This window comes from Mediterraneibacter faecis (assembly GCF_055383675.1).
In genome coordinates this window covers 1955507-1979723 of the sequence record NZ_AP043803.1, presented here as the reverse complement: position 1 = coordinate 1979723, position 24217 = coordinate 1955507, and the positions used below count along the sequence as shown (strand labels likewise).

At 41.1% G+C, this 24217-nt stretch carries 23 protein-coding genes and 1 tRNA gene; 22 read left to right on the top strand and 2 right to left on the bottom strand.

What is annotated here, in order from left to right; translation table 11 throughout:
- The first annotated feature begins 154 nt into the window (after nt 1–154).
- Nucleotides 155–240 (top strand) — tRNA-Ser (locus ACZ47Z_RS09365).
- A 100-nt stretch (nt 241–340) separates the two neighbouring features.
- Here the strand turns inward: ACZ47Z_RS09365 and ACZ47Z_RS09360 are convergent.
- Nucleotides 341–709, bottom strand: a complete 369-nt coding sequence (locus ACZ47Z_RS09360; RefSeq protein ID WP_015529710.1) for a metal-dependent transcriptional regulator — start codon at nt 707–709, stop codon at nt 341–343.
- Nucleotides 710–1019: 310 nt separating this feature from the next.
- Here ACZ47Z_RS09360 and ACZ47Z_RS09355 point away from each other — a divergent pair, with 310 nt between their 5' ends.
- From ACZ47Z_RS09355 to ACZ47Z_RS09305, 11 genes are all read left to right on the top strand, one after another.
- Complete coding sequence (locus tag ACZ47Z_RS09355; protein WP_015529711.1) at nt 1020–1229, top strand: FeoA family protein; 210 nt, start codon at nt 1020–1022, stop codon at nt 1227–1229.
- A gap of 53 nt (nt 1230–1282) precedes the next feature.
- Nucleotides 1283–1501, top strand: a complete 219-nt coding sequence (locus tag ACZ47Z_RS09350; RefSeq protein ID WP_117568902.1) for a FeoA family protein — start codon at nt 1283–1285, stop codon at nt 1499–1501.
- 54 nt (nt 1502–1555) lie between these two features.
- On the top strand, nt 1556–3739 hold the full coding sequence (gene feoB, locus ACZ47Z_RS09345; protein ID WP_226871666.1) for a ferrous iron transport protein B: 2184 nt from the start codon (nt 1556–1558) through the stop codon (nt 3737–3739).
- Nucleotides 3740–3845: 106 nt separating this feature from the next.
- Nucleotides 3846–4028, top strand: coding sequence for a FeoB-associated Cys-rich membrane protein (locus tag ACZ47Z_RS09340; protein ID WP_054753981.1), 183 nt, complete (start codon nt 3846–3848; stop codon nt 4026–4028).
- Between the two features lie 12 nt (nt 4029–4040).
- Nucleotides 4041–4175 (top strand): hypothetical protein, encoded by a 135-nt coding sequence (locus tag ACZ47Z_RS09335; RefSeq protein WP_015529715.1) that lies wholly within the window; start codon nt 4041–4043, stop codon nt 4173–4175.
- A gap of 15 nt (nt 4176–4190) precedes the next feature.
- A complete protein-coding gene (locus ACZ47Z_RS09330) occupies nt 4191–4553 on the top strand; it encodes a heavy-metal-associated domain-containing protein (protein WP_054753972.1) in 363 nt (120 codons plus the stop codon).
- A gap of 67 nt (nt 4554–4620) precedes the next feature.
- On the top strand, nt 4621–5028 hold the full coding sequence (locus ACZ47Z_RS09325; protein WP_054753974.1) for a Fur family transcriptional regulator: 408 nt from the start codon (nt 4621–4623) through the stop codon (nt 5026–5028).
- Between the two features lie 83 nt (nt 5029–5111).
- Nucleotides 5112–5450, top strand: coding sequence for a DUF6110 family protein (locus ACZ47Z_RS09320; RefSeq protein ID WP_054753976.1), 339 nt, complete (start codon nt 5112–5114; stop codon nt 5448–5450).
- 6 nt (nt 5451–5456) lie between these two features.
- On the top strand, nt 5457–7556 hold the full coding sequence (locus tag ACZ47Z_RS09315; RefSeq protein WP_464525508.1) for a heavy metal translocating P-type ATPase: 2100 nt from the start codon (nt 5457–5459) through the stop codon (nt 7554–7556).
- A 417-nt stretch (nt 7557–7973) separates the two neighbouring features.
- A complete protein-coding gene (locus ACZ47Z_RS09310; RefSeq protein WP_015529719.1) occupies nt 7974–8255 on the top strand; it encodes a DUF2325 domain-containing protein in 282 nt (93 codons plus the stop codon).
- A 276-nt stretch (nt 8256–8531) separates the two neighbouring features.
- Nucleotides 8532–9080 (top strand): Uma2 family endonuclease, encoded by a 549-nt coding sequence (locus tag ACZ47Z_RS09305; RefSeq protein ID WP_054753983.1) that lies wholly within the window; start codon nt 8532–8534, stop codon nt 9078–9080.
- 107 nt (nt 9081–9187) lie between these two features.
- On the opposite strand, the gene ACZ47Z_RS09300 is transcribed toward ACZ47Z_RS09305, so the two are convergent.
- Nucleotides 9188–9883, bottom strand: coding sequence for a S1 RNA-binding domain-containing protein (locus ACZ47Z_RS09300; protein ID WP_054753985.1), 696 nt, complete (start codon nt 9881–9883; stop codon nt 9188–9190).
- A 268-nt stretch (nt 9884–10151) separates the two neighbouring features.
- On the opposite strand from ACZ47Z_RS09300, the gene ACZ47Z_RS09295 reads away from it, so the two are divergent.
- From ACZ47Z_RS09295 to ACZ47Z_RS09250, 10 genes are all read left to right on the top strand, one after another.
- Nucleotides 10152–11795, top strand: coding sequence for a putative manganese-dependent inorganic diphosphatase (locus tag ACZ47Z_RS09295; protein WP_270376646.1), 1644 nt, complete (start codon nt 10152–10154; stop codon nt 11793–11795).
- A gap of 75 nt (nt 11796–11870) precedes the next feature.
- Nucleotides 11871–12563 (top strand): flavin reductase family protein, encoded by a 693-nt coding sequence (locus ACZ47Z_RS09290; RefSeq protein WP_054753988.1) that lies wholly within the window; start codon nt 11871–11873, stop codon nt 12561–12563.
- Nucleotides 12560–13585, top strand: coding sequence for a threonine aldolase family protein (locus ACZ47Z_RS09285; protein ID WP_412291782.1), 1026 nt, complete (start codon nt 12560–12562; stop codon nt 13583–13585). Before ACZ47Z_RS09290 ends, ACZ47Z_RS09285 begins: the two co-directional genes overlap by 4 nt.
- Nucleotides 13586–13797: 212 nt before the next feature.
- Nucleotides 13798–15093 carry a phosphopyruvate hydratase gene (gene eno, locus ACZ47Z_RS09280; protein ID WP_464525507.1) on the top strand — a complete coding sequence of 432 codons (1296 nt, stop codon included), beginning with the start codon at nt 13798–13800 and terminating at the stop codon, nt 15091–15093.
- Nucleotides 15094–15280: 187 nt separating this feature from the next.
- Nucleotides 15281–16201: a nucleotidyltransferase family protein gene (locus ACZ47Z_RS09275; protein ID WP_464525506.1), complete on the top strand. Its 921-nt coding sequence runs from the start codon at nt 15281–15283 to the stop codon at nt 16199–16201.
- Nucleotides 16202–16403: 202 nt separating this feature from the next.
- Nucleotides 16404–17420 (top strand): UDP-glucose 4-epimerase GalE, encoded by a 1017-nt coding sequence (galE, locus tag ACZ47Z_RS09270; RefSeq protein ID WP_054753996.1) that lies wholly within the window; start codon nt 16404–16406, stop codon nt 17418–17420.
- A 217-nt stretch (nt 17421–17637) separates the two neighbouring features.
- On the top strand, nt 17638–18303 hold the full coding sequence (locus ACZ47Z_RS09265) for a YkgJ family cysteine cluster protein (RefSeq protein WP_117915538.1): 666 nt from the start codon (nt 17638–17640) through the stop codon (nt 18301–18303).
- 36 nt (nt 18304–18339) lie between these two features.
- Nucleotides 18340–20301 (top strand): DNA helicase RecQ, encoded by a 1962-nt coding sequence (gene recQ, locus ACZ47Z_RS09260; RefSeq protein WP_464525505.1) that lies wholly within the window; start codon nt 18340–18342, stop codon nt 20299–20301.
- 37 nt (nt 20302–20338) lie between these two features.
- Nucleotides 20339–22492 (top strand): SulP family inorganic anion transporter, encoded by a 2154-nt coding sequence (locus tag ACZ47Z_RS09255; protein ID WP_464525504.1) that lies wholly within the window; start codon nt 20339–20341, stop codon nt 22490–22492.
- 157 nt (nt 22493–22649) lie between these two features.
- Entirely contained in the window at nt 22650–24188 is a 1539-nt protein-coding gene (locus ACZ47Z_RS09250; RefSeq protein WP_464525503.1) for a polysaccharide deacetylase family protein, read from the top strand.
- Nucleotides 24189–24217: the final 29 nt, after the last annotated feature.

The following is a 24217-nucleotide window of genomic DNA, read 5'->3' as shown; positions in this document are numbered from 1 at the left end:
TCTTGATATCATATCTATTATATACGTATTTATTATATTTGTAATGACAAAATTTATGAGTGACTTAACAAATTTTTAAGGGGAATTATCACTTGATTTTTCAAGAAGAAATGATATAATTAAAAAGATGTCTGTTAAGACAAAAATATCATATGGAGTTGTATCGAAGTGGTCATAACGGGGCGCACTCGAAATGCGTTAGCCCTCCGGGGCACGTGGGTTCGAATCCCACCAACTCCGTTTGTGTATTTACCATGTAGGTATCATTATAACGATAAGTAAAAGTAAGAAAAAAGCACTAACAGAAGAGATATCACTCTTCTGAAGGTGCTTTTTCGTTTTAAGAATGAGAAACAATATGTTTTTTAATTGCGTTGAAACTTTCCTCGCTGATTACATGCTCCATACGACAAGCATCATCAGCGGCAATCTGTGGGTCAACACCGAGTCTCTCAAGCCAGGAAGAGAGAAGCGTGTGACGCTCATATATCATGTCAGCAATTGCCTGTCCAGATTCTGTCAATGTAATATAGCCCTCACGAGATACAATAATATGTTCGCTTTCTCTGAGTTTTTTCATTGCTACACTGACACTTGATTTCTTAAAGTTAAGCTCTGTTGCAATGTCGACGGCACGTACGACAGGAAGCTTCTTGCTTAACATGAGGATTGTCTCCAGATAATTTTCAGATGATTCATTTACATGCATAGGTAATGGCCTCCTCTATATAAATTAGAATTTATTCGTATCACTATTCACAGTGAATTTTCATGTCTTTTCTTAGTATATCATAATTTATTCCTGACAGCAAACAATTTGCCAGACAAATTCAACATTGGCGTTGAACAGAAAAAATTAGAAAAACTGCAAATTAGTCATTGACAACTAATGAGAATTAGCATATACTAACTTACGAACAGAAGAGAAAATGAAAAAAATTATCAATCTCAACTGTTTTTAATAATCTATATCAAATGGAAATGGATTCCAATATCATTTTAGAAAGAAGCGTGAGATTATGCCACTTACAATGGCCAACATTGGCGAAGCCAATACAATTAAGAGAGTAAGCGGAAATGATGAGACGAAGCGTTTTCTTGCAAATCTTGGATTTGTGCCCGGAGCAGAAGTGATCGTGCTATCTGCAATTGGCGGTAACGTTATTGTTAATATTAAAGATTCGAGAGTAGCAGTAAATGCTGATATGGCGCGCCATATTATGATCTGATTGAGACGCCGAAAAAGTGATAAGTAAAGTAAAGAAAGGAAGGAGTATGTGTTATGACTTTGGGTGATGCAAAAGTAGGAACTACTGTTGTAGTTACAAAAATCGATGGAGACAGTGCTTACAAACGCCGTATTATGGATATGGGGATCACAAAAGGAAGTGAACTTTTTATCAGAAAAGTTGCACCACTTGGTGATCCGGTTGAAATTACAGTCCGTGGATACGAACTTACTGTCAGAAAAGCGGATGCACAGTGTGTAGAAGTTAAATAAAACCTTATATGCAGAATAGCCTGATTGATATAACTTAAGGAGGTAAAGAGAGTAATGGCAATCACAATTGCACTTGCAGGAAACCCGAACTGTGGTAAGACAACACTGTTTAATGCTCTTACAGGAGCAAACCAGTATGTTGGTAACTGGCCGGGCGTAACGGTAGAAAAAAAAGAAGGTAAGATCAAGAACAAGAAGTATAAAAAGGAAGATGTTACAGTAACTGACCTTCCGGGAATCTATTCCCTTTCTCCATATACACTTGAGGAGGTTGTCAGCCGTGATTATGTTCTGAATGAGAATCCGGATGTAATCGTTGACCTTGTTGATGCAACAAACATTGAACGTAACCTGTATCTTACAACACAGCTTGTTGAGACAGGGGTACCGGTTGTAATCGCATTGAACATGTGCGATCTTCTCGCTAAGAGAGGTATTAAGATTGATGTCAAACGTCTTTCCATGCTGATCGGATGCCCAATTGTTGAGATTTCAGCATTGAAGCAGAAAGGTTTGGATGAACTGATCGATGAAGCAATCAAAGTTGCAAAGCAGAAGGAAGTAAAACTTCCTAGTGAGATCTTTGCAAAAGATATAGAAGCTGCTGTAGAAAGCGTAAAGGAAATCCTTCCTGATACAATTACAGAAGATAAAAAAAGATGGTACGCTGTAAAGTTCCTTGAAAATGACAGCAAAGTTGTAGATCAGATAAAGCTCTCAGGTGCAGCAAAAGCAGTTGTTGAAGATGAAAGAACAAAACTGGAAAAGAAACATGATGACGATATGGAAAGTATTGTAACTGACGGACGTTATCAGTTTATCCAGAAGATTGTCGGAACTACTGTTAAAAAAGCAAAAGAAAAACTGACAACATCGGATAAGATTGACCGTATCGTTACAAACCGAATCCTTGGTATTCCGATTTTTATCGCAGTTATGTGGCTTGTATATTACATATCTGTCACAACAGTAGGTACATTTGTAACAGACTGGACAAATGATACATTCGTTGGAGCAATCCAGAATGCAGTCGGAGGATTCCTTACGAATATCGGAGCAAGTGACCTGATTAACGGACTTGTAGTGGATGGTATCATCGGCGGACTTGGAGCAGTACTTGGATTCGTTCCACAGATGGCGATTCTGTTCCTCTTCCTGTCTATTCTTGAAGACTGTGGATACATGGTACGTATTGCATTCGTCATGGACCGTGTGTTCAGACATTTCGGACTTTCAGGCAAGAGCTTTATTCCTCTTCTGATTTCTTCAGGATGTGGAATCCCTGGAATCATGGCTTCCAAGACAATTGAGCAGGACAACGACAGACGTCTTACAATCATGACAGCAACATTTATTCCATGTGGAGCAAAACTTCCGGTTATCGCTATGATGGGTGGAGTTATTGCCGGTGAAGTAGCAGGATATCAGGAGAGCTCCTTCATTGCACCACTGATGTACTTTGTAGGAATCGTTGCAGTACTTGTTTCTGCAATCATCCTGAAGAAGACAAAACCTTTCTCAGGAAAACCGGCTCCGTTCGTAATGGAGCTTCCACAGTACCATATTCCACAGGCTAAGACAGTTCTCCTTCATGTTTGGGAGAGACTGAAAGGATTCATCATCAAAGCCGGAACAATCCTGTTCCTTGCATGCGTAGTAATGTGGTTCCTTGGAGGATTCGGATTTACAGCAGATGGATTCGGACTTGTAGAAGACAGCGCAGACAGCTTAATGGCAGCAATCGGCGGAGTGATCGCTCCACTGTTCGCACCACTTGGATTTGGTGAGTGGCAGCCTGTAGCAGCATCTATCTCAGGATTTACAGCGAAAGAAGCAATCGTTTCTACAATGGGAGTTCTTGCAAATGTGTCCGGAGATACAGAAGACGCAGTGACAGTAGCGCAGGGAGTTGCTTCCTGGTTCCCGTCAACAATTGCAGCATTTACATTCCTTCTGTTCAACCTGCTTGACTCACCTTGTCTTGCAGCAATCGCGACAATGGCACAGCAGATGCAGTCCAGAAAATGGTTCTGGTTTGCAATCCTGTTCCAGAATGTATTTGCTTATGTTGTTTGCCTGATCGTATACCAGGTAGGATCTTTCGTAACAGGCGGAGCATTTGGCGTAGGTACAGCAGTAGGATTTATCTTATTGATCTTCCTTCTGTTCATGCTCTTCAGACCAGATCCGTACAAAGATCAGAAAGTATACTCAAAACGTTCTGTGCAGGCAGCGTAATATGAGAGAAACAAGAACGTGAAAGCGTTCTTGAAAAATAGAGCTGGATGCAGGAAATGTATCCGGCTCTCTGTTATAATAAGAGAAAAAAGAGGTGTTGATGACAATGATAGCAAATATTGTAATAATAACTTTAATTATCGGATATTGTATTTTTCTCATTTATAAAGGATATAAGAACCATAAAGAAGGGAAACATGTCGGATGCGCCGGATGCAGCGGCAATTGTGGAAGCTGCGGCGGATGCAGTGCGGCAGCTGGAAAATCTCAATATACAAAGAAAAAGTAAAAGGTGATTAGAATGGGAAATTCAACAGGTTCTATGTTTTACGCATTTGGTGCATTTCTTTTGATTTACCTTGTTGGTGTATCCATCTATCAGATTTATCTGTGGATCAAGAAATGGCGAGAAAACAGAGAAGAGAAAGAAGACTAAAAGAGGGATCACAAAATGGCAGATATTATCATTATATTAATTGTAATCATCTTGCTTGGGTTGGCTCTGAAAGGATCAATCAAACATTTTAAAGGAGAAGGTCCTTGTTGCGGAGGCGGTTCAGGAAGTAGCAAGAAAGCAAAAACAAAGTTTTTAGACGGTCCGGTGATTGGCAGAAAGACGTTGAAGATTTCAGGAATGCACTGCGAGCATTGTGCAAATACCGTAACGAATGCATTGAATGGATTGGATGGTGTTACTGCAAAGGTGAGTTTGAAGGAAAATAGTGCAGAAGTTTCCTATGACAGAGAAATTGATCTGGCAGATTTAAAAAATGCAGTAAAAAATGCAGGTTATGAGGTCACCTCTATCTCATGAGAGCGAAACTCTCTGTGAGATGGCGAAGTAACTGATACAGCGAAGACCAGAAAGCAGGAGGTGTACCGTGAGTAAGAAAGAGCAAATTATTGAAAAATTAAAAGAAAACGGATGCCGGATCACAAAACAGCGTAAGATGTTGATTGATATTATTTTAGAAAATGAATGCTCAAGCTGTAAAGAAATCTTTTATAAGGCATCCCAGGCAGATGAAAAGATCGGTGTGGCAACTGTTTACAGAATGATCAATGCATTAGAAGAAATCGGAGCAATCAACAGAAAAAATATGTATAAAGTTGATTGTGCGCAGGATTGCCCGGAAGAGGGAGGCTGTATTATCATGTTGGATGATGATACGATTTTTAAACTCACAGAAACAGGATGGAATAAGGTGGTTCGCGAAGGATTAAAACATTGCGGTTATGTAAAAGACCAAAAAGTAACATCGATTAAATTACCGGAGAATAAACGATAAAATTTATCGATAAATGCAGTTAGAATTGACTATCTGTATACTGGGTTGATATGATGTATAAAAAATTTAGGAGGTTTTATACAATGTGGGATATATTTAAATTGAAAAAAGCAGGAATCTTTGCAGGAGGTGTTCTTTTCGGAACAGCGGGAGTGAAAATTCTTGCGAGTGATGATGCAAAGAAAGTTTACACAAACTGTACAGCAGCAGTTTTAAGAGCAAAAGACTGTGTGATGAAGACAGCAACAACTGTTCAGGAGAATGCAGAGGATATCCTTGCAGAGGCTCAGCAGATCAATGAGTCACGTGCAGCAAAAGAGGCTGAGGCTGTCTACGAAGCAGAAGAAGCAGAAGAAGCAGAAGAGACAGAAACTCAGGAAGAGAATACAGGTGCGCAGGATTTCAAAGAGGAAGAAGTTTAATTCTCTATGAAATTCATTGTAAAGCATGAGATCAATGGCCGCCTTCGTATCCATGTCGTCCAGAAAAGGATGACATATACGGAGGCGGATACTCTATCCTGGTTTCTCTCCAATCAGAAGAATGTAACAGATGTAAAAGTATATGAACGCACCGCAGATGCTGTGATCTGTTATGTTGGAGATAAGGAAGAGGTCTTGAATTTATTAAAGCAGTTTTCTTATGAAAATGCAATTCTTCCGGAACATGTTGCCGCAGGTTCTGGAAGAGAGCTGAATGCTGTTTATCAGGAAAAGTTGGTCATGAAGACAGTTCTTCATTATGGAAGCAAGTTATTCCTTCCAATGCCGGTCCGTGCAGTGATTACATCTGTAAAATCAGTGAAATATATCTGGCACGGAATCCGTTGCCTGATGCATGGTAAGATAGAGGTTCCTGTCCTGGATGCTACAGCAATCAGCGTTTCCGTATTCCGTAGAGATTATGCTACAGCTGGATCTGTCATGTTCCTGCTTGGAATTGGCGAGATCATTGAAGAGTGGACACATAAAAAATCTGTGGGAGATCTTGCGCGCAGTATGTCACTGAATGTCAACAAAGTTTGGCTGAAGAGAGACGAACAGGAGATTCTTGTGAGATCATCCGATATTGAGCCGGGAGACCATGTTGTGATCCGTATGGGAAATGTGATCCCGTTTGATGGGGAAGTAGTTACTGGTGAAGGAATGGTCAATCAGGCATCTCTTACAGGTGAGTCACTTCCTGTAAGAAGAAGTGTAGGACAGTCTGTTTTCGCCGGAACAGTTCTCGAAGAAGGCGAGATTGAAGTTCTTGTCAAAGCGGTATCAGGCTCTACGAGATTTGAGAAGATTGTGACAATGATCGAGGATTCTGAAAAACTGAAGTCTTCTGTAGAAGGTAAGGCAGAACATCTTGCAGATAGACTTGTTCCATATACATTACTGGGGACAGGTGCAGTCTGGCTTCTGACAAGAAATATTACGAAGACACTGTCTGTTCTGATGGTAGATTTCTCCTGTGCATTGAAGCTTGCGATGCCGATCACTGTACTTTCGGCAATCCGTGAGGCAGGCGAGAACAATATCACAGTAAAGGGTGGTAAGTTCTTAGAGGCCGTGGCCGATGCAGATACAATCGTTTTCGATAAGACAGGAACATTGACAAAGGCAACGCCGACAGTGAAAGAGATTGTTGCTTTCAGTGAATACTCAGAAAATGATCTGCTTCGTATTGCAGCATGTCTGGAAGAACATTTTCCTCATTCTATGGCAAAGGCCGTTGTAGATGCAGCGAAAGAAAGACATTTGTTTCATGAAGAAATGCACTCAAAGGTAGAATATGTTGTGGCACATGGAATCTCTTCCTCTATTGATGATAAAAAGGTTCTGATCGGAAGCAGTCATTTCATTTTCGAAGATGAAGGATGTACGATTCCATCCGAATATCAGGATAGATACGATTCGTTAAAACCAGAATACTCTCATCTGTATCTGGCAATCGAGAAACAACTTGTTGCAGTTATCTGTATAGAAGATCCGCTTCGTGAAGAGGCTGTGGAAATGGTTCGTGATTTGAAGAAAGCCGGTATTCGTAAAGTTGTTATGATGACAGGTGACAGTGAACGTACAGCAGCGGCAATTGCGAAACGTGTTGGTGTTGACGAATATTATGCAGAAGTTCTTCCGGAAGACAAAGCTAATTTTGTTGAGAAAGAGAAATCAGAAGGAAGAAAAGTAATTATGATCGGTGATGGAATCAACGATTCACCGGCTCTTTCGGCGGCGGATGCAGGAATTGCGATCAGTGATGGCGCTGAGATTGCAAGAGAGATTGCAGATATCACGATTGCGGCAGATGACCTGCGTGAAGTTGTGACACTGAAACTTCTGGCAAATGCCATGATGAAGCGGATACATAAGAATTACAGAAATATCGTCGGAATCAATTCAGGACTGATTCTGCTTGGCGTGACAGGAATTGTCCAGCCGACAGTATCTGCACTTTTGCACAATGCGTCTACATTGATGATAAGCCTTGGAAGTATGAAGAATCTGCTGGATGAAAATAATAGAACAGAACTTGAGTAGTTACTGTGAACAGCAATCTTGAGTGAAACAACATAAAATAAAAAAGGCAAGAAAAAGAACTGCCGGGATTAACTTTTGTAGAGGTTTGTCCCGGTAGTTCTTTTTTATATGTTAGGAAAGTTCTTTCCTAACATATAAAAAACGCTCCGCTCAGGATGCGCACTGCGGCGTACAAGGTAGGTGTCGCAAGCGACCACCGCAGGCGCAAGAATGTGCCAAGGCACATTCTTTATTCTAATGAGAAACATTATCAGTAAATGATATTGATATTACGTTTTCGTTATAGTATAGTAAATACATGGGTTAGACACAACTAACAAACGAGGAAGATATGTGGAAATGAATTCATAAAACATACAGGAAAAAAATAGGTAAAGTAATAGACAATCAGATTCAGATTTCAGGAGGTAATTCAGTATGAGTGTAGTAATCATTGGAGGACATGACAGAATGGTATGTCAGTATAAGAAAGTCTGTAAACAGTTTAATTGTAAGGCGAAGATCTTCACCCAGATGTCAGCAAGCTTAAGCAAACAGATTGGAAGTCCTGATCTGATCGTTCTTTTCACAAACACAGTATCCCATAAAATGGTTCGCTGTGCGGTAGAAGAAGCCGGCAGATGCAATGCGGATGTGATTCGTTGTCACACCAGCAGTAAGAATGCGCTGGAAGAAATTTTGGAGAATGCTTGTGCATAATAGAATAATTGTTACTGTTCACACGATGTGCGACCAGCAACGCATCTCGCCATTTTAAATCGCCTTTGGCGATGGGGCGAGATGCATTCAAGTCAAAACACGCATCCTCCGTGTCAATCAGCGAAGTGATTGACACGGGAGTGAACAGTAACGAATAAATGTCGTTATAAGCACCATCTAAAAGGGTATGACAGATTCATGGAGATATGATATACTATTCAAAAGGCTGTATGCTATATCAGTTCTTGACTGGAATGCGAAAGGATGGTGAATATTATGCCATTATCAAAGGAAAGTAATTATACAATAAAAGATATTTATGATTTACCAGAAGGAGAGAGGGCAGAATTAATTGACGGAACTATTTATGATATGGCTCCACCAAGTCGAATGCACCAAAAACTTGTAACAAAATTGACGAGCATTATTGATCGTTATATCAGTGAGAATCATGGAGCGTGCGAAGTGTATCCTGCACCATTTGCAGTATTTTTAAATAAAGATGATAAAACATATGTAGAACCAGATATTTCTGTGATCTGTGATCAGAATAAACTTGATGATAGAGGCTGTAGCGGAGCTCCTGATTGGATTATCGAGATAGTATCGCCAGGCAGTCAGCGAATGGATTATATGACAAAGTTGTTCAAGTATCGTACTGCCGGTGTAAGGGAATATTGGATCGTTGATCCTGCACAAGAAAAGATATTAGTATATATATTTGGAAACCAGGAAGATTTCATGCAGTATTCATTTGAAGAAGAGATTCCTGTTGGGATTTACTCTGAATTCAAGATAAATATATCTGAGTTATTGAAACAATGAAAATAGAAAAGTCCCTTCAGAAGAAATAAACTTCTGAAAGGGATTTTTCTGTATCATGCTGCCAATTACGTAGATTATCAATCTGAACAGGATCACAGCATCAATTCTTATAACTGGATATTTTTAAAGAGATCCCCAAGGTTTGTTCCGATATCTTCCGCTTTCGGGATCACTACCTTTTCCGCTTTCTCTTCAGCTTTTTCTTTGTCTTCTTCGAGAGCTTTCATGCTCAGGCTGATCTTACCATCTTTGATACCGATCACCTTTACTTCAACTTCGTCACCAACTGTGAGAACATCAGAAGGCATTTTCACACGCTTCTGGGAAATCTGGGATACGTGAACCAGACCGGAAAGGCCGTTCTCTAATTTCACAAATGCTCCATAGTTCTGAAGTGTCTCTACAGTTCCTTTCAGAACAGTTCCAACTTTCAGACTTGCAACCTGTGCATCACGTGCGGCTTTCTCTTTTTCTTTCAGAAGTTCACGTGCAGAAAGGACAAGACGGTTATTCGCCTGATCAACATCGATAACCTGTACTTCGATATCCTTGAGAAGATAATCTTCCAGATTCTCGATATAGGAAAGGGACAGCTTAGAAGCCGGAACGAATCCGCGAAGTCCTTCTACCATTACAATTACGCCACCGTTGACAACACCTTCAATTTTAACAGGAAGAACAGTTTTCTTATCCATATAATCCTGGACTCTGTTCCATGGATTCGCATCATCGAAATGATCTTCATAGTCTGCCATTGTTTCTGTTACTTCATTTGTCTGTAATTCTTTCATTTCTTCGCTCATTAAAAGCACCTCATTTTCTTTTTCTCGTTAATCAAAAGTATAACATATGTATGAGAAAAAATACAACAAAAGAGCCAAAATCCGTGAAGAAAATGAAAAATGCGGTTGGATTAATAGAAAAAAAATGTTACTCTACTTATTGAATAGTAAATTGTCAGGTTTAATACTTAATGAAGAAGCTGTTCATGTAAGATGACAGAATACAGAGATAAATTGATGTGAGTGTAAAAGTAAATAAGAGATAAATTTGAGAAGGAGAGATAGAAAAATGGCTGAGAATAAAAAGGTGTATGTTGTAGGTCATAAGAATCCGGATACAGATTCTATCTGTACAGCAATTGCTTATGCAAATCTTAAGACAAAGATCACCGGAGAAACGTATGAGCCTCGTCGTGCAGGGCAGCTTAACGAAGAGACACAATATGTACTGGAACACTTTGGTGTAAAAGTTCCGACATTGCTTTCTGATCTTAGAGAACAGATAAAGAATGTGGAACTGAAAGAAAGTCAGGAAATTCAAGGAAGCCTCTCAATCCGTACAGCATGGGAAAAGATGTCAGAGATGAATACTCATACAATTCCAATCACACGTAACGGTGTGCTGGAAGGTGTGATCACAAAAGGTGATATTGCGAAATCTTATATGGAAGTCTATGATAACACAATGCTAGCGAAGGCAAGAACACAGTACCGTAATATTGCAGCGGCAGTAGAAGGTGAAATTGTAACAGGAAATGAACATGGTTATTTTTATAAAGGAAAAGTAACTGTTGCAGCATCAAGCAAAGAGTTGATGACAAGCTTTATCGAGAAAGATGATCTTGTTATCATTGGGGATCGAATTGATGCACAGCAGTGTGCAGTTGATCTAGATGCAAGCTGTATGGTAGTCTGCCAGAATGATCCGATCTCAGAAGATATTCTGCGTCAGGCAGAGGCAAAAGAAATTGTTGTTATCTGGACACGGCATGATACATTTACCGCAGCGCAGCATATCAGCCAGAGTATTCCGGTCAGATCTTTCATGACGAAAGATCACCTCGTAACATTCCGCAAGAATGATTATGTAGATGATGTGAAAGAAGTCATGGCACGCAAGCGTTTCCGTGATTTCCCGGTTGTAGATGAAGATGGAAAATTCTTAGGTCTTGTTTCCAGACGAAGACTTCTTAATGTCAGCAAGAAACAGGTGATCCTTGTCGATCATAATGAGAAGAATCAGGCAGTCGACGGAGTGGAAGAGGCAGATGTCCAGGAGATTATTGATCACCACAGGTTGAGCAGTATCGAGACGATCGGACCTGTATTTTTCAGAAATCAGCCGGTTGGATGTACAGCAACAATTGTATCTCAGATGTATGAGGAAAATGGTGTCGAAATAGATCCGGTGAATGCAGGACTTCTTTGTTCCGCAATTATTTCCGATACATTGATGTTCCGTTCCCCAACTTGTACACCACTTGATGAAAGCACAGCGAAAAGGCTTGCAGAGATTGCCGGGATCAATATAGAGAAACTTGCACAAGCGATGTTCAAGGCAGGAAGTAACCTCAAAGGAAAGACAGCCGAGGAGATTCTCTTCCTTGATTTCAAACAGTTTACAGTGAATGATACGGTATTTGGTGTTGGTCAGGTGAATTCAATGAGCGAAGAAGAGCTTGAAGAGATTAAGGCAACAGTACTTCCGGAGATGGAAAAGACAAGACAAAATCACAGTCTGGATATGATTTTCTTTATGCTGACAAATATTATTGCAGAGTCTTCTGAACTGATCTGCAGTGGTAATGAAGCAAGAGAAAAGATTATCGGAGCTTATGATTTGGAAGACAATGCACAGAAACTGATGCTCAAAGGTGTCGTATCACGTAAGAAACAGCTCGTTCCGGCACTTGTATCAGCACTGCAGCAGTAAGAAGCCCAAGATATTTTCAAATAGAAAGTCAGAACCGTCTCCGTAACAGGGGACGGTTTTCAGGAGGAAAGAGAAATGGCGAAACAGGTATGGAAAGCCGGTAATATGGTCTACCCGCTTCCGGCAGTTATGGTAAGTACGGCAGATAAAGAAGGAAATACGAACATTTTTACCGTTGCATGGACAGGAACTGTATGTACAAATCCGGCGATGGTATACATTTCCGTAAGACCGGAAAGATATTCGTATCATATGATTGAAGAGAGCGGAGAGTTTGTGATCAATCTGACAACCGAACAGCTCGCCCATGCGACTGATTACTGTGGTGTGCGCTCCGGCCGGGATGTGGATAAATGGAAAGAGTGTCATCTGACTGCGAAAAAGGCAGAGAAGCTTACTTACGCACCGGTCATTGAAGAAGCACCGGTCAATATTGAATGTGTAGTGACAAAAATTGAGAAACTTGGAAGCCATCACATGTTTCTTGCAGAGGTGAAGGCGGTTCAGGTGGACGAGTCCTATATGGATGAGAAAGGCAAATTCGAACTCAATAAGACAGGTCTTCTGGCATATTCCCATGGAGAATATCTTGGACTTGGAAAAAAGATCGGAACGTTTGGGTACAGCGTGAGAAAAAAGAAGACCGTTGACAAACGAACTGCTAAGAAGATCACAACAAAAAATGAATCAAGGAGCAAGAAATCTCCAGAGAAAAGAACTGTAAATAAAAATGCAACATTCAGAAAGAAAGGAAAAGCTAAGAAATGATTTCATTTGAAAATGACTATTCAGAAGGCGCACATGAGGAAATCCTGCGCAGACTGGCAGAAGTAAATAAAGAAGGAATTACAGGATACGGAAATGATTCATATTGTGAATCCGCAAAGGAAAAGATCCGTCAGGCATGTAAATGCCCGGAGGCAGACATTTACTTCCTTGTGGGAGGAACACAGACAAATCAGACAGTAATTGATTCCGTGCTCCAGAGCTATGAAGGCGTTATCGCGGCTGAGACAGGTCATGTTGCATCACACGAGGCGGGTGCGATTGAAGCATCCGGTCATAAAGTACTGACCCTTCCGCAGCTGGAAGGAAAGATTCAGCCCAAAGATGTGGCAGATTATTTGAATCAGTTTTATAGTGATGGGAATCATGAACACATGGTTTTCCCGGGGATGGTCTACATCTCTCACCCAACAGAGTATGGCACACTGTATACACGTGGTGAACTCGCAGAGCTTTCTGATATCTGTCAGCAGTACCATATTCCGCTGTATCTTGATGGAGCACGTCTTGGATACGGTCTTGCAGTAGAAGATACAGATGTGACAATGGAAGATATCGCAGAATACTGTGACATTTTCTATATTGGTGGAACAAAGGTAGGTGCCTTTTGCGGAGAGGCAGTTGTATTTACAAAAGAAAATGCACCGAGACATTTTGTGACACTGATCAAACAGCACGGAGCACTGCTTGCCAAAGGATGGTTCCTTGGTGTTCAGTTTGATACGTTATTTACAGATGATCTGTATATGAAAATCAGTAAGAATGCAATCGAAACAGCTGCGAGACTGAAGGAAATCCTGAAAGAAAAAGGATATGACTTCTATATTGATTCTCCGACGAACCAGATCTTTGTTGAGATGGAAGATGAGAAGCTGAAAGAACTTGAGAAGAATGTCAGGGTCAGCTTCTGGGAGAAGACGGATGAGAAACATACGGTAGTCAGATTTGCTACGAGCTGGGCGACAGATATGGGGAAGGTTGAGAAGCTGAGGGAGTATTTATAAAAAAGTAAGAATATAAATAATAGCAAGTGCAGATAATATGTAGAAGCCTATAAAATGAGAATCATTATCATGTAGAAATATTGCGTTTTGCAAAGAAACTTGATAGAATACATATGGTTAGAGAAAACTAACTGTGTGAATAAATCATGTATACTCCTTTGTCTGTAATACCTGAACACAGGCGAGGGAGTCCTCAGAAAGGATGGACAACTATGAATTATCTGGAAATTGAAAAAGTAATTGGAAGAGAAATTATCGACTCACGCGGAAATCCAACGGTTGAGGCAGAAGTGCATCTTGTAGATGGAACTGTAGCAAGAGGTGCGGCTCCAAGTGGTGCTTCTACCGGAGAATTTGAGGCACTTGAACTTCGTGATGGAGACAAGTCAAGATTCGGTGGAAAAGGTGTTTCCCGTGCGGTAGAAAATATTAATACAACGATCAACAGTGCGTTAGTTGGAATGGATGCAGGCGACACTTATGCAATTGATCAGGCTATGATCCAGGCAGATGGAACAAAAGATAAATCGAATCTTGGCGCAAATGCAATTCTTGCGGTTTCAATCGCATGTGCAAGAGCGGCAGCAGATGCACTTGAGATTCCGTTGTACCGTTTTCTTGGAGGAGTGAATGGAAACAGACTTCCTGTTCCAATGATGAACATTGTAAATGGCGGGTGTCATGCACTTTCTTCCGGACTGGATGTGCAGGAGTTCATGATCATGCCGGTTGGAGCGCCGTCTTTTAGAGAATGCATCCGCTGGTGTACAGAGGTATTCCATGCACTTGCAGGAATCTTGAAAGACAGAGGACTTGCAACATCTGTAGGTGATGAGGGTGGATTTGCCCCGGCACTGAAATCAGACGAAGAAGCGATCGAGACAATTCTTGAGGCTGTGAAGAAGGCCGGATATGAGCCTGGAAAAGACTTCAAGATCGCAATGGATGCGGCATCCTCAGAATGGAAGACAGGAACGGTTGGAGAGTATAAACTTCCAAAGGCAGGAACAGTCTATACTTCAGAACAGCTCATTGACCACTGGAAGAAACTGGTAGAGAAATATCCGATCATCTCAATCGAAGATGCACTTGATGAGGAAGACTGGGAAGGCTGGAAAAAGCTGACAGCAGAGCTGGGAGATAAAGTTCAGCTGGTTGGAGATGATCTTTTTGTCACAAACACAGAGAGACTGGCGAAAGGAATTAAGCTTGGATGCGGAAATTCTATTCTGATCAAACTGAATCAGATTGGATCTGTATCTGAGACTCTTGAAGCAATCAAGATGGCACACAAAGCAGGTTACACAGCAATTTCTTCCCACCGTTCCGGTGAGACAGAGGACACAACGATTGCAGATCTTGCAGTAGCGCTGAATACCTGCCAGATCAAGACCGGAGCGCCGAGCCGTTCGGAGCGTGTAGCGAAATATAATCAGTTACTCCGCATCGAGGAAGAACTTGGAACAAGCGCAGTATATCCGGGAAATGACGCATTTAATGTGAGATAACATCAGTAAAATAACCTGACAGTCAGGAAATCCATGCATTTTATGATCTCAGTGGGATGAAATGCATGGATTTTTGTGTATATATTTCTTTGATTTTCATCTAGATTTTTTTATCTATATGTCATACAATAGAAATGTAATTGCCATCAGGCAACATAATATTTAAAAATATTTGGAGGATTTCATTATGAAGAAACCGGTTCTGGTCATTATGGCAGCAGGAATGGGAAGCAGATATGGCGGGCTGAAGCAGATTGACCCGGTAGATCAGGAAGGACATATTATTATGGATTTCTCGATCTTTGATGCAAAACGCGCAGGATTTGAGAAAGTCGTATTTATTATTAAGAAAGAAAATGAAGCAGATTTTAAAGAGGCTGTTGGAAAGAGAATTGAGAAGATCATGGATGTAGCGTATGTATTCCAGGATCTGAACAATCTCCCGGAAGGTTACGAAGTTCCGGAAGGACGTGTAAAGCCTTGGGGAACAGCACATGCTGTTTTAAGTGCGATTGATGAGGTGGATGGACCATTTGCAGTAATCAACGCGGACGATTATTACGGACGCCATGCATTTGAGACAATCTATGAATTCCTTACAACACATGAAGATGATGATAAGTACCGTTATACAATGGTAGGTTATCGTCTGAAGAATACAGTTACAGATAACGGACATGTTGCTCGTGGCGTATGTGAACTCAATGAGGCGAAAGAGCTGGTTGGAATCACAGAGCGTACAAAGATCGAGAAACGTGACGGTGGAATCGCTTTTTTAGAAGACGACGGAGAGACATGGACAACTATCGACGGAGATACTCTTGTATCCATGAATATGTGGGGATTCACAAGAAGTATTTTAGATGAGATCAAAGCAGGATTCCCGGCATTCCTTGAGAAAGGTATTAAGGAGAATCCGATGAAATGTGAGTACTTCCTGCCATCCGTAGTCAGTGACCTTCTGGCAGAGGGCAGAGCAACCGTAAGAGTGCTTGAATCCGAAGATAAATGGTATGGAGTTACATACAAAGAGGACAAGCCGGTTGTAGTTGCAGCGGTACAGGCTTTGAAAGACGAAGGTCTTTATCCACAAAAATTGTGGGATTAGATTATGTGTTGTCAGTTACAGAATTTGTGAATCATAATGATCATGCAACATTTTTACCATAAGAGGAACTATTCGTATAAAGATTTTTGTGGTGGATGTGTTATAATCAGAGACAACAAAGCAAAGATAAGCAAGCTACTGAACACAGTTACTGTGAGGAGCAGCAGCCTGAGCAGTCAAAGCTCAAAGGAGGATTTTAAAAATGGCAATTTTAGTAACAGGAGGCGCCGGATTTATCGGAAGCCACACATGTGTAGAACTTTTGAATGCAGGATATGATGTTGTAATCGCAGATAACCTTTACAACGCATCAGAGAAAGCTGTAGACAGAGTAAAACAGATCACAGGAAAAGATCTGAAGTTCTATAAAGCAGATATCCGCGACAAAGAAGCAATGAACGAGATCTTTGAGAAAGAAGAGATCGAGTCAGTTATTCATTTCGCAGGACTCAAGGCAGTAGGTGAATCAGTTGTTAAACCACTCGAATACTACGAGAATAACATTGCCGGAACTTTGGTTCTCTGTGATGTAATGAGAAATCACGGCGTGAAGAATATCATCTTCAGTTCTTCTGCAACAGTATATGGTGACCCGGCATTTATCCCGATCACAGAAGAGTGCCCGAAGGGAACATGCACAAACCCATATGGATGGACAAAATGGATGCTGGAGCAGATTCTGACAGATCTTCATACAGCTGATCCGGAGTGGAATGTCGTACTTCTTCGTTACTTCAATCCAATCGGAGCTCATGAGAGCGGACTGATCGGAGAAGATCCAAAGGGAATTCCGAACAACTTGATTCCATACATTACACAGGTTGCAATCGGTAAACTTGAGTGCCTCGGTGTATTTGGAGATGATTATGATACACACGACGGAACAGGTGTCCGTGATTACATCCACGTAGTTGATCTTGCAGTTGGACATGTCCGTGCAGTAGAGAAACTGAAAGAGAAAGCAGGAGTTTCTGTTTACAATCTTGGAACAGGAAATGGATATTCCGTACTTGATATGGTAAAAGCATTCTCCAAAGCTTGTGGAAAAGAGATTCCTTACCAGATCAAACCACGCCGTGCAGGAGACATTGCTACATGTTACTGTGATGCTTCCAAGGCAAAGAAAGAACTTCACTGGGTAGCTGAGAGAGATCTGAACAAGATGTGTGAAGATTCCTGGAGATGGCAGAGCATGAATCCAAACGGATACGAGGATTAAGATTGATTAATCATTTATAATGTGAAATGGAAAGTTGTTGATGAGCAGGGGCGCGCGATGATAGTGTGGTTTCCTGTGCCATCAACAACTTTTTTGTATCATTTGTAAATTATGTTGACCAACCGCGAACAATAACACAGCTCTTGCAACCAACAGTCCATCTGTATTATACTAATAGAACACGATTAAATTCAGAAAAAATGGAGATAGATAGAAAATGAAGCGCAAAGTAGATCTTAATGAAATTTCAGACGGACGTCTGTATTCCTCTGGAGATATGGTTAAGGTGGACTGTCATGACTGTGAAGGCTGCTCTGCATGCTGCCAGGGAATGGGAAATTCCATCATATTGGATCCAATGGATCTGTGGAGATTGCAACTCGGAAAAAAAGAGAATTTTGATACACTGCTTGCAAACTATCTGGAATTGAATGTAGTTGACGGGATGGTACTTCCTAATTTAAAGATGGCAGGAGAGGAAGAAGCCTGTCTGTTCTTGAAAGGTGGAAGATGTTCTATTCATGGATACAGACCGGGAATCTGCCGTTTGTTCCCTCTTGGACGTATTTATGAGGAGAATGGATTCAAGTATTTTATCCAGGTCCATGAGTGTAAGAAGCAGGAACGTGGTAAAGTGAAGATTAAGAAGTGGCTTGGAATTGCAGATCAGAAGAGATACGAAGATTTCGTGTGGAGATGGCATACATTTCTTAAGAACTGTGAAGAAGGAATGAAAGAACTTGATGAGCAGAACGCGAAAGTACTGACGGTTGTGGTTCTCCGCAACTTTTATCAAATGCCTTATCAGGCAGAGGAAGAAGCACAGTTTTATCCGGAATTTGAAGAAAGACTGGAACGACTGAATGCAATGTTTGGATTTTAGAAGTGAAAGTTAACAACAGGTGAAAGGCAGCAGTAGATGGAAAGCAACAGTAGAAAAACACAGATATTAAAAGAAATTTTTGGATACGATTCTTTCCGTAAAGGACAGGAGGAGATTGTAGATCAGATTTTGAATGGAAGAGATGTGTTGGCAATCATGCCGACCGGAGCAGGAAAGTCACTTTGTTATCAGGTTCCGGCACTTCTGATGTCTGGGATCACGATCGTAGTATCACCGCTGATTTCATTGATGATCGATCAGGTGAAGGCACTGAATGAAGCAGGAGTTCATGCAGCGTATATTAACAGTGCACTGACAGAACGGCAGATTACAAAAGCATTAGAACTGGCAGCGGCAGGCAGATATAAGATGATCTATGTCGCTCCGGAACGCTTGTTGGCACCACGGTTTCTGGACTTTGCATGTCATACAGAACTTTCTATGGTGACAATCGATGAGGCTCACTGTATTTCCCAGTGGGGACAGGATTTCCGCCCAAGTTATGTGAAGATCACAGAATTCATCCGCCAGCTTCCAAGACGCCCGGTCGTCAGTGCATTTACAGCAACAGCAACACAGAAAGTAAGAGAAGATATTCTTGAAGTACTTGATCTTGAATCTCCTTATATAAATGTATCCGGTTTTGACAGAGAGAACCTTTACTTCGAAGTAAGACCAGCGCGTGGGAAGAAGGATGCAATTAAGGAATATCTTACACAGCACAGAGAAGACAGTGGAATTATTTACTGTGCAACAAGAAAAAATGTAGATGAACTCTATTTGGAATTGCAGAATGCCGGATTTTCTGTCGGAAGATATCATGCAGGAATGGGGACAGAGGCAAGAAATGAAAGTCAGGAAGATTTCATTTATGACAGGATAGAGATTATGATCGCAACGAATGCATTTGGAATGGGAATAGATAAGTCCAATGTCCGTTTTGTACTTCATTATAATATGCCGCAGAGCATGGAAAATTATTACCAGGAGGCAGGCAGAGCCGGACGAGACGGAGAACCGGCAGAATGTATCCTTTTCTATTCACCGCAGGATATCATGATCAATCAGCTCCTGCTGGATAGTAAAGAGCAGATTGGAGAATACACAGAAGAAGAACTCCGGGTGATCCGGGAACAGGATGTTCTCCGGCTGCGTAAGATGAGTAATTATTGTACGACAAGCATGTGTCTTAGAAAATACATATTGAATTATTTTGGACAAGAGACAGAAGAACATTGTGGGAATTGTTCCAATTGTCTGGAAGAATTCGTAGAGCTTGATGTCGGAGAGATTGCGGCAGACGTGATCGAGTGTGCGCGCGAATCCAGACAGAGATACGGTATGACAATGATCCTTTCCACACTGGCGGGAGCGAATACAGCGAAGATCAGAAGTGCAGGGATGAATGAACTTTCTGTTTATGGAAGACAGAGTAAATGCTCTCAGCAGAGGCTGAAAGACGTAGTTTATACACTGCTCGAACACGGATACCTTCAACAGAGCGCAGATCGTTATGCGATCCTGAAACTAACAGACCGGTCAGAAGAATTACTGAAATCGAGAGAATTGAAACTTCGTTGCAAGAAGTCAGAACTTACAGAAAAGAAAAAGTCCGGAAGTGGAAAGAAAGCGTCTCATAGAAAGGGAGAGAGTTTCGGGAATCTTACAGATAAAAGCCGAGAATTATTCGAAGAATTGCGCTCTGTGCGTTATTCTTTGGCAAAGAAAAAAGGAATTCCGCCATATATGGTCGCTTCAGATCGTACCTTACATGAGATGTGTGTACTTGTTCCATTTGAAAAAGAGGAATTGCTTGAAGTACACGGTATGGGATTTAAGAAATATGAACAGTACGGAGCAGTTTTTCTTGATAAGATTCAAGAAGTGACAGCAGGTGATAAAAAAGGTTACGGTATATCAGAAGATGCTGATGGGACAGACGCAGTTCAGAACCAGAATCCTCTGGACATCGGACCATTTGGAAGCGTAGAGAATTAACAGCAAAAAAGAAGTAAAAGAAAGAAGTGACATAAAAGTGTCTGTAAAAATATTTCCAACATTAAAAAATTATAAAAAAGAATATTTGCCAAAAGATATTTTAAGCGGAATTATCATGGTAGCGGTCTCAATTCCAATCTCTATGGGGTATGCACAGATCGCAGGTGTTCCGGCGGTGTATGGACTTTATGGATCTGTTCTGCCGATCCTGCTATTTGCCATGCTCTCAACTTCAAAACAGTTTATCTTCGGAGTAGATGCGGCACCGGCGGCAATTGTCGGAGCTGCACTGGCAACACTTGGAGTGACGGCAGAATCAGCCCAGGCATTGCAGTATGTACCATTGATCGCATTGTTTACAGGACTCTGGTTATTGTTGTTTTATCTTTTACATGCAGATAAGATTGTTGATTTTATCTCAACACCGGTTATGGGTGGATTTATCAGTGGTATTGCAGTGACAATTATTATGATGCAGATTCCGAAACTGATGGGAAGCCCGGCGGGGACTGGAGAATTCATAGAACTTGCAGAACACATTTTTCTGGCAATCACAAAGATAAACTGGTTGTCCTTTGGAATGGGAATTGGAGCACTTGTAATCTTGATTGTATCCAAAAAACTGATTCCAAAGTTCCCGATGGCAATCGTTATTATGATTGTCGGAGTTCTCTCGACAATTGTCTTTCATGTAAACCAGTATGGTGTAGTTCTCCTGCAGGCAGTTCAACCAGGGCTTCCGCGGCTTATTTTCCCGGATTTTACAGGGATCAATCTTACCCAGGCTGTGGGAAGAGCACTTATGGTTGCTGTTGTGATCATGGCAGAGACACTTTTGTCAGAGAACAATTTTGCATCCAAAAACGGATATGAACTGGATGACCGTCAGGAAATCCTTGCCTGTGCCGCAGGAAATCTTGCTGCCGGTGCAGTTGGATGCTGCCCGGTAAATGGAAGTATTTCCAGGACTTCCATGAATGAACAGTATGGAGGAAAGACACAGGTTGTATCCATTACAGCGGGACTGACCATGGCAGTTGTACTTATAGGTGCAACCGGATTTATCGAATATCTTCCGGTTCCGGTATTGACGGCAATCGTAATCTCTGCACTGATGAATGTTGTAGAGACACATCTTGCAGTACGCTTGTTTAAAGTAAGCAGAAACGAATTCTATATTTTTATTGCAGCAGGGATCGGTGTGCTGTTCCTTGGTACGATTTACGGAGTTGTGATCGGAATTTTGTTATCTTTTGTTGCAGTGATTTTAAGGGCTACAAACCCTCCGAGATCTTTCCGTGGAATGATTCCGGGAAAAGAAGTTTATTATGATCTGGAGAGAAACCGTTTTGCATATCCAATCAAGCATGTGATTATTTACAGATTTAGCGAGAACCTTTTCTTTGCAAATATCAAAGTGCTGGTTTCAGATATTGAAAACAGTATCAAAGAGGATACAAAGGCCGTAATTCTGGACGCATCAGCAATCAACAGCCTGGATATTACAGCGGCAGATGCTCTCGAAATGCTTGCAGCAAGTCTGAAAAAACGTGGAATTAAGTTCTATATCACAGAACATTCCAGAGAAGTTAACGATCAGATGAGAAAGCTTGGAATCGGACATCTGATCAAAGAAGGTGCTGTGCGAAGAACAATTCTTGCGGCACTTCATGATGCGGGGATTGAGCAGCCTTGCCCATTGGATATTCCAGAAGAAGATCTCGAAAAACTTAAGCGAAGAGAATATTTTTCCCTTCCTGCAGAAGAAGAAAATACACTGGAAGAGTTTGCATGGGCATTTGGTGATGATGCAGTCAAAGAAATTGAGAAACGAGTGCTTTCTATTGTGAAGCAGATCCATGAGATTACAGATCTCGAGAAACTTTCCGAAGAAGGAATCGAAGAAAAACTGGAATTTTGGAATTCACTTGGAGCACTTGATGAAGATGAGTTGCTCCGCAGAATGGAGCTTCACTTAGATGATCTTCCAAGTGATGTAAAAGAAAACAAAAAACTCGTCATTGAATTGATCGAGCGTAGAAGAAGAAAACTTAGAGATCGTCTTCTGAAAGAGCATCCAGAGATTGTTGAGCATATTGAAGAGCGAAGAGAGCGGCTGGAGCGAAGACTTGAGAAACAGAATCCAGATGCAGTAAAGCGTCTGAAACACTGGAAAGATGAAGAATTCTAAAGAACAATCTTTAAGATTCTTAATAAATCATTAGGATTGTTAAAGTTCCCTTGTTTCTGCAAAAAAGGAATGCTATGATTAATATGGAAGAAAAAGTCAGGGGACAATTTTGATTGTCCCCTGATTCTAAGAATAGAAAAGAAAAAAAGGGATAAGCATGTGGTCTAAAGAAACAAAAGAAGAAAAAGAACGCAAGAAAGAACAAGCGTTTTATGAACATTATGGCGCGATGGGAAAAAGCACAGATTCCATTAGAAAAGAGTGGGAGAGGCGCAAGAGGAATGAACAACGCATTCGACGCCTCAAGAGACGAAGGAGAATTGCAATCATATTGATTCTGTTCGTTGTATTAGTTCCGGCAGTTTCAACATTTACTTATTTTAAAATGAATCCGATTGTATTACGGAGTAAAGTGATCGCGCAGGAAAAGAAGGAAAGTATGGATCTAATGTCCAACATCCGTTTCGTTGTTGGTGGGAAAGCGAAAGATGTGAAGACAGAAGGGAAAGTAGATACGAATAAAGAAGGAAAATATACGGTTTACTATGTCTATGGTAAACAAAAAGTAAAAGCTGAAGTCGAAGTTAAGGATACAAAAGCACCTGAGCTTAAAATGAAAGACAGTTATACAACAGAACTTCCGAAAGATATCAAGCCGGAAGATTTTGTAGAATCAGTAAAAGATGCATCAGATGTCACACTTGAATTTGTCGGACAGGATTCCTGGGAGAAGAAAGGAAAATACGGAGTAACTGTTGCTGCAACAGATAGTGACGGTCATAAAACAGAAGGTAAATCAACACTGAATCTGGAAGAGGATACAACAGGACCGACGATTGAAGGAGCAGATGATAAAGAACTTGCACAGGGCGATACGATGGACTTTAATGAAGGGGTTACGATAAAGGATGATATGGATCCAGAGCCAACATTGGAAGTACAGGGTGCTGACAAAGTGGATTTTGCAACACCGGGAACCTATATTGTTACCTATCTTGCAAAAGACCGTTCCGGAAACGAGACAAAGATTGAGCGAAAGATCAAAGTGAAAGAGAATCCGGATTGGAATGAGAAAGTTGTTTATCTGACTTTCGATGATGGTCCGTCAGAGAATACCGGAAAGATTCTTGATATCCTGAAAGAAAAAAATGCAAAGGCAACCTTCTTCGTCACAGGAAATAATCAGGAACATGATGCTATGATAAAAAGAGCCTTTTCCGAAGGACATTCGATTGGACTTCATACCTATACACATGATTATGCAACAGTTTACGCATCCGAAGATGCATACTTCGCAGATCTGCAGAAAGTATCGGATCTGGTAGAGAGTATCACAGGAACGAAATCCATGATCATTCGTTTCCCGGGAGGATCCAGCAACACCGTCAGTGCAAAATATGTCAAAGGATTGATGACAACACTTACGAAAGCAGTGAGAGACAAAGGATATCAGTATTTTGACTGGAACTGTGATTCTACTGACGCAAGCGGAAATAATGTGCCGGTAGAAAAGCTGGTTTCCAACGCAACATCCTGCACGGCAAATCATGTTGATATTCTGATGCATGATACAGATGCAAAAGATACAACCGTACAGGCATTGCCACAGATTATTGATTACTATAGAAGTCAGGGATACACATTCAAAGGACTGACCGTTGATAGTGTGGCAGCGCACCATGGAGTGAATAATTGATAAAGATTAGAAAGAGCCAGGACAGGCAC

Bases quoted from the DNA above. Each gene is read 5' to 3' on its own strand.
- ACZ47Z_RS09320 (WP_054753976.1), top strand. From the start codon at position 5,112: ATGTGGGATATATTTAAATTGAAAAAAGCAGGAATCTTTGCAGGAGGT.
- ACZ47Z_RS09310 (WP_015529719.1), top strand. From the start codon at position 7,974: ATGAGTGTAGTAATCATTGGAGGACATGACAGAATGGTATGTCAGTAT.
- ACZ47Z_RS09355 (WP_015529711.1), top strand. From the start codon at position 1,020: ATGCCACTTACAATGGCCAACATTGGCGAAGCCAATACAATTAAGAGA.
- ACZ47Z_RS09250 (WP_464525503.1), top strand. From the start codon at position 22,650: ATGTGGTCTAAAGAAACAAAAGAAGAAAAAGAACGCAAGAAAGAACAA.
- ACZ47Z_RS09335 (WP_015529715.1), top strand. From the start codon at position 4,041: ATGGGAAATTCAACAGGTTCTATGTTTTACGCATTTGGTGCATTTCTT.
- galE (WP_054753996.1), top strand. From the start codon at position 16,404: ATGGCAATTTTAGTAACAGGAGGCGCCGGATTTATCGGAAGCCACACA.
- ACZ47Z_RS09300 (WP_054753985.1), bottom strand. From the start codon at position 9,883: ATGAGCGAAGAAATGAAAGAATTACAGACAAATGAAGTAACAGAAACA.
- ACZ47Z_RS09340 (WP_054753981.1), top strand. From the start codon at position 3,846: ATGATAGCAAATATTGTAATAATAACTTTAATTATCGGATATTGTATT.
- ACZ47Z_RS09285 (WP_412291782.1), top strand. From the start codon at position 12,560: ATGATTTCATTTGAAAATGACTATTCAGAAGGCGCACATGAGGAAATC.
- ACZ47Z_RS09330 (WP_054753972.1), top strand. From the start codon at position 4,191: ATGGCAGATATTATCATTATATTAATTGTAATCATCTTGCTTGGGTTG.
- ACZ47Z_RS09305 (WP_054753983.1), top strand. From the start codon at position 8,532: ATGCCATTATCAAAGGAAAGTAATTATACAATAAAAGATATTTATGAT.
- eno (WP_464525507.1), top strand. From the start codon at position 13,798: ATGAATTATCTGGAAATTGAAAAAGTAATTGGAAGAGAAATTATCGAC.
- recQ (WP_464525505.1), top strand. From the start codon at position 18,340: ATGGAAAGCAACAGTAGAAAAACACAGATATTAAAAGAAATTTTTGGA.
- feoB (WP_226871666.1), top strand. From the start codon at position 1,556: ATGGCAATCACAATTGCACTTGCAGGAAACCCGAACTGTGGTAAGACA.
- ACZ47Z_RS09265 (WP_117915538.1), top strand. From the start codon at position 17,638: ATGAAGCGCAAAGTAGATCTTAATGAAATTTCAGACGGACGTCTGTAT.
- ACZ47Z_RS09360 (WP_015529710.1), bottom strand. From the start codon at position 709: ATGCATGTAAATGAATCATCTGAAAATTATCTGGAGACAATCCTCATG.
- ACZ47Z_RS09290 (WP_054753988.1), top strand. From the start codon at position 11,871: ATGGCGAAACAGGTATGGAAAGCCGGTAATATGGTCTACCCGCTTCCG.
- ACZ47Z_RS09295 (WP_270376646.1), top strand. From the start codon at position 10,152: ATGGCTGAGAATAAAAAGGTGTATGTTGTAGGTCATAAGAATCCGGAT.
- ACZ47Z_RS09350 (WP_117568902.1), top strand. From the start codon at position 1,283: ATGACTTTGGGTGATGCAAAAGTAGGAACTACTGTTGTAGTTACAAAA.
- ACZ47Z_RS09315 (WP_464525508.1), top strand. From the start codon at position 5,457: ATGAAATTCATTGTAAAGCATGAGATCAATGGCCGCCTTCGTATCCAT.
- ACZ47Z_RS09275 (WP_464525506.1), top strand. From the start codon at position 15,281: ATGAAGAAACCGGTTCTGGTCATTATGGCAGCAGGAATGGGAAGCAGA.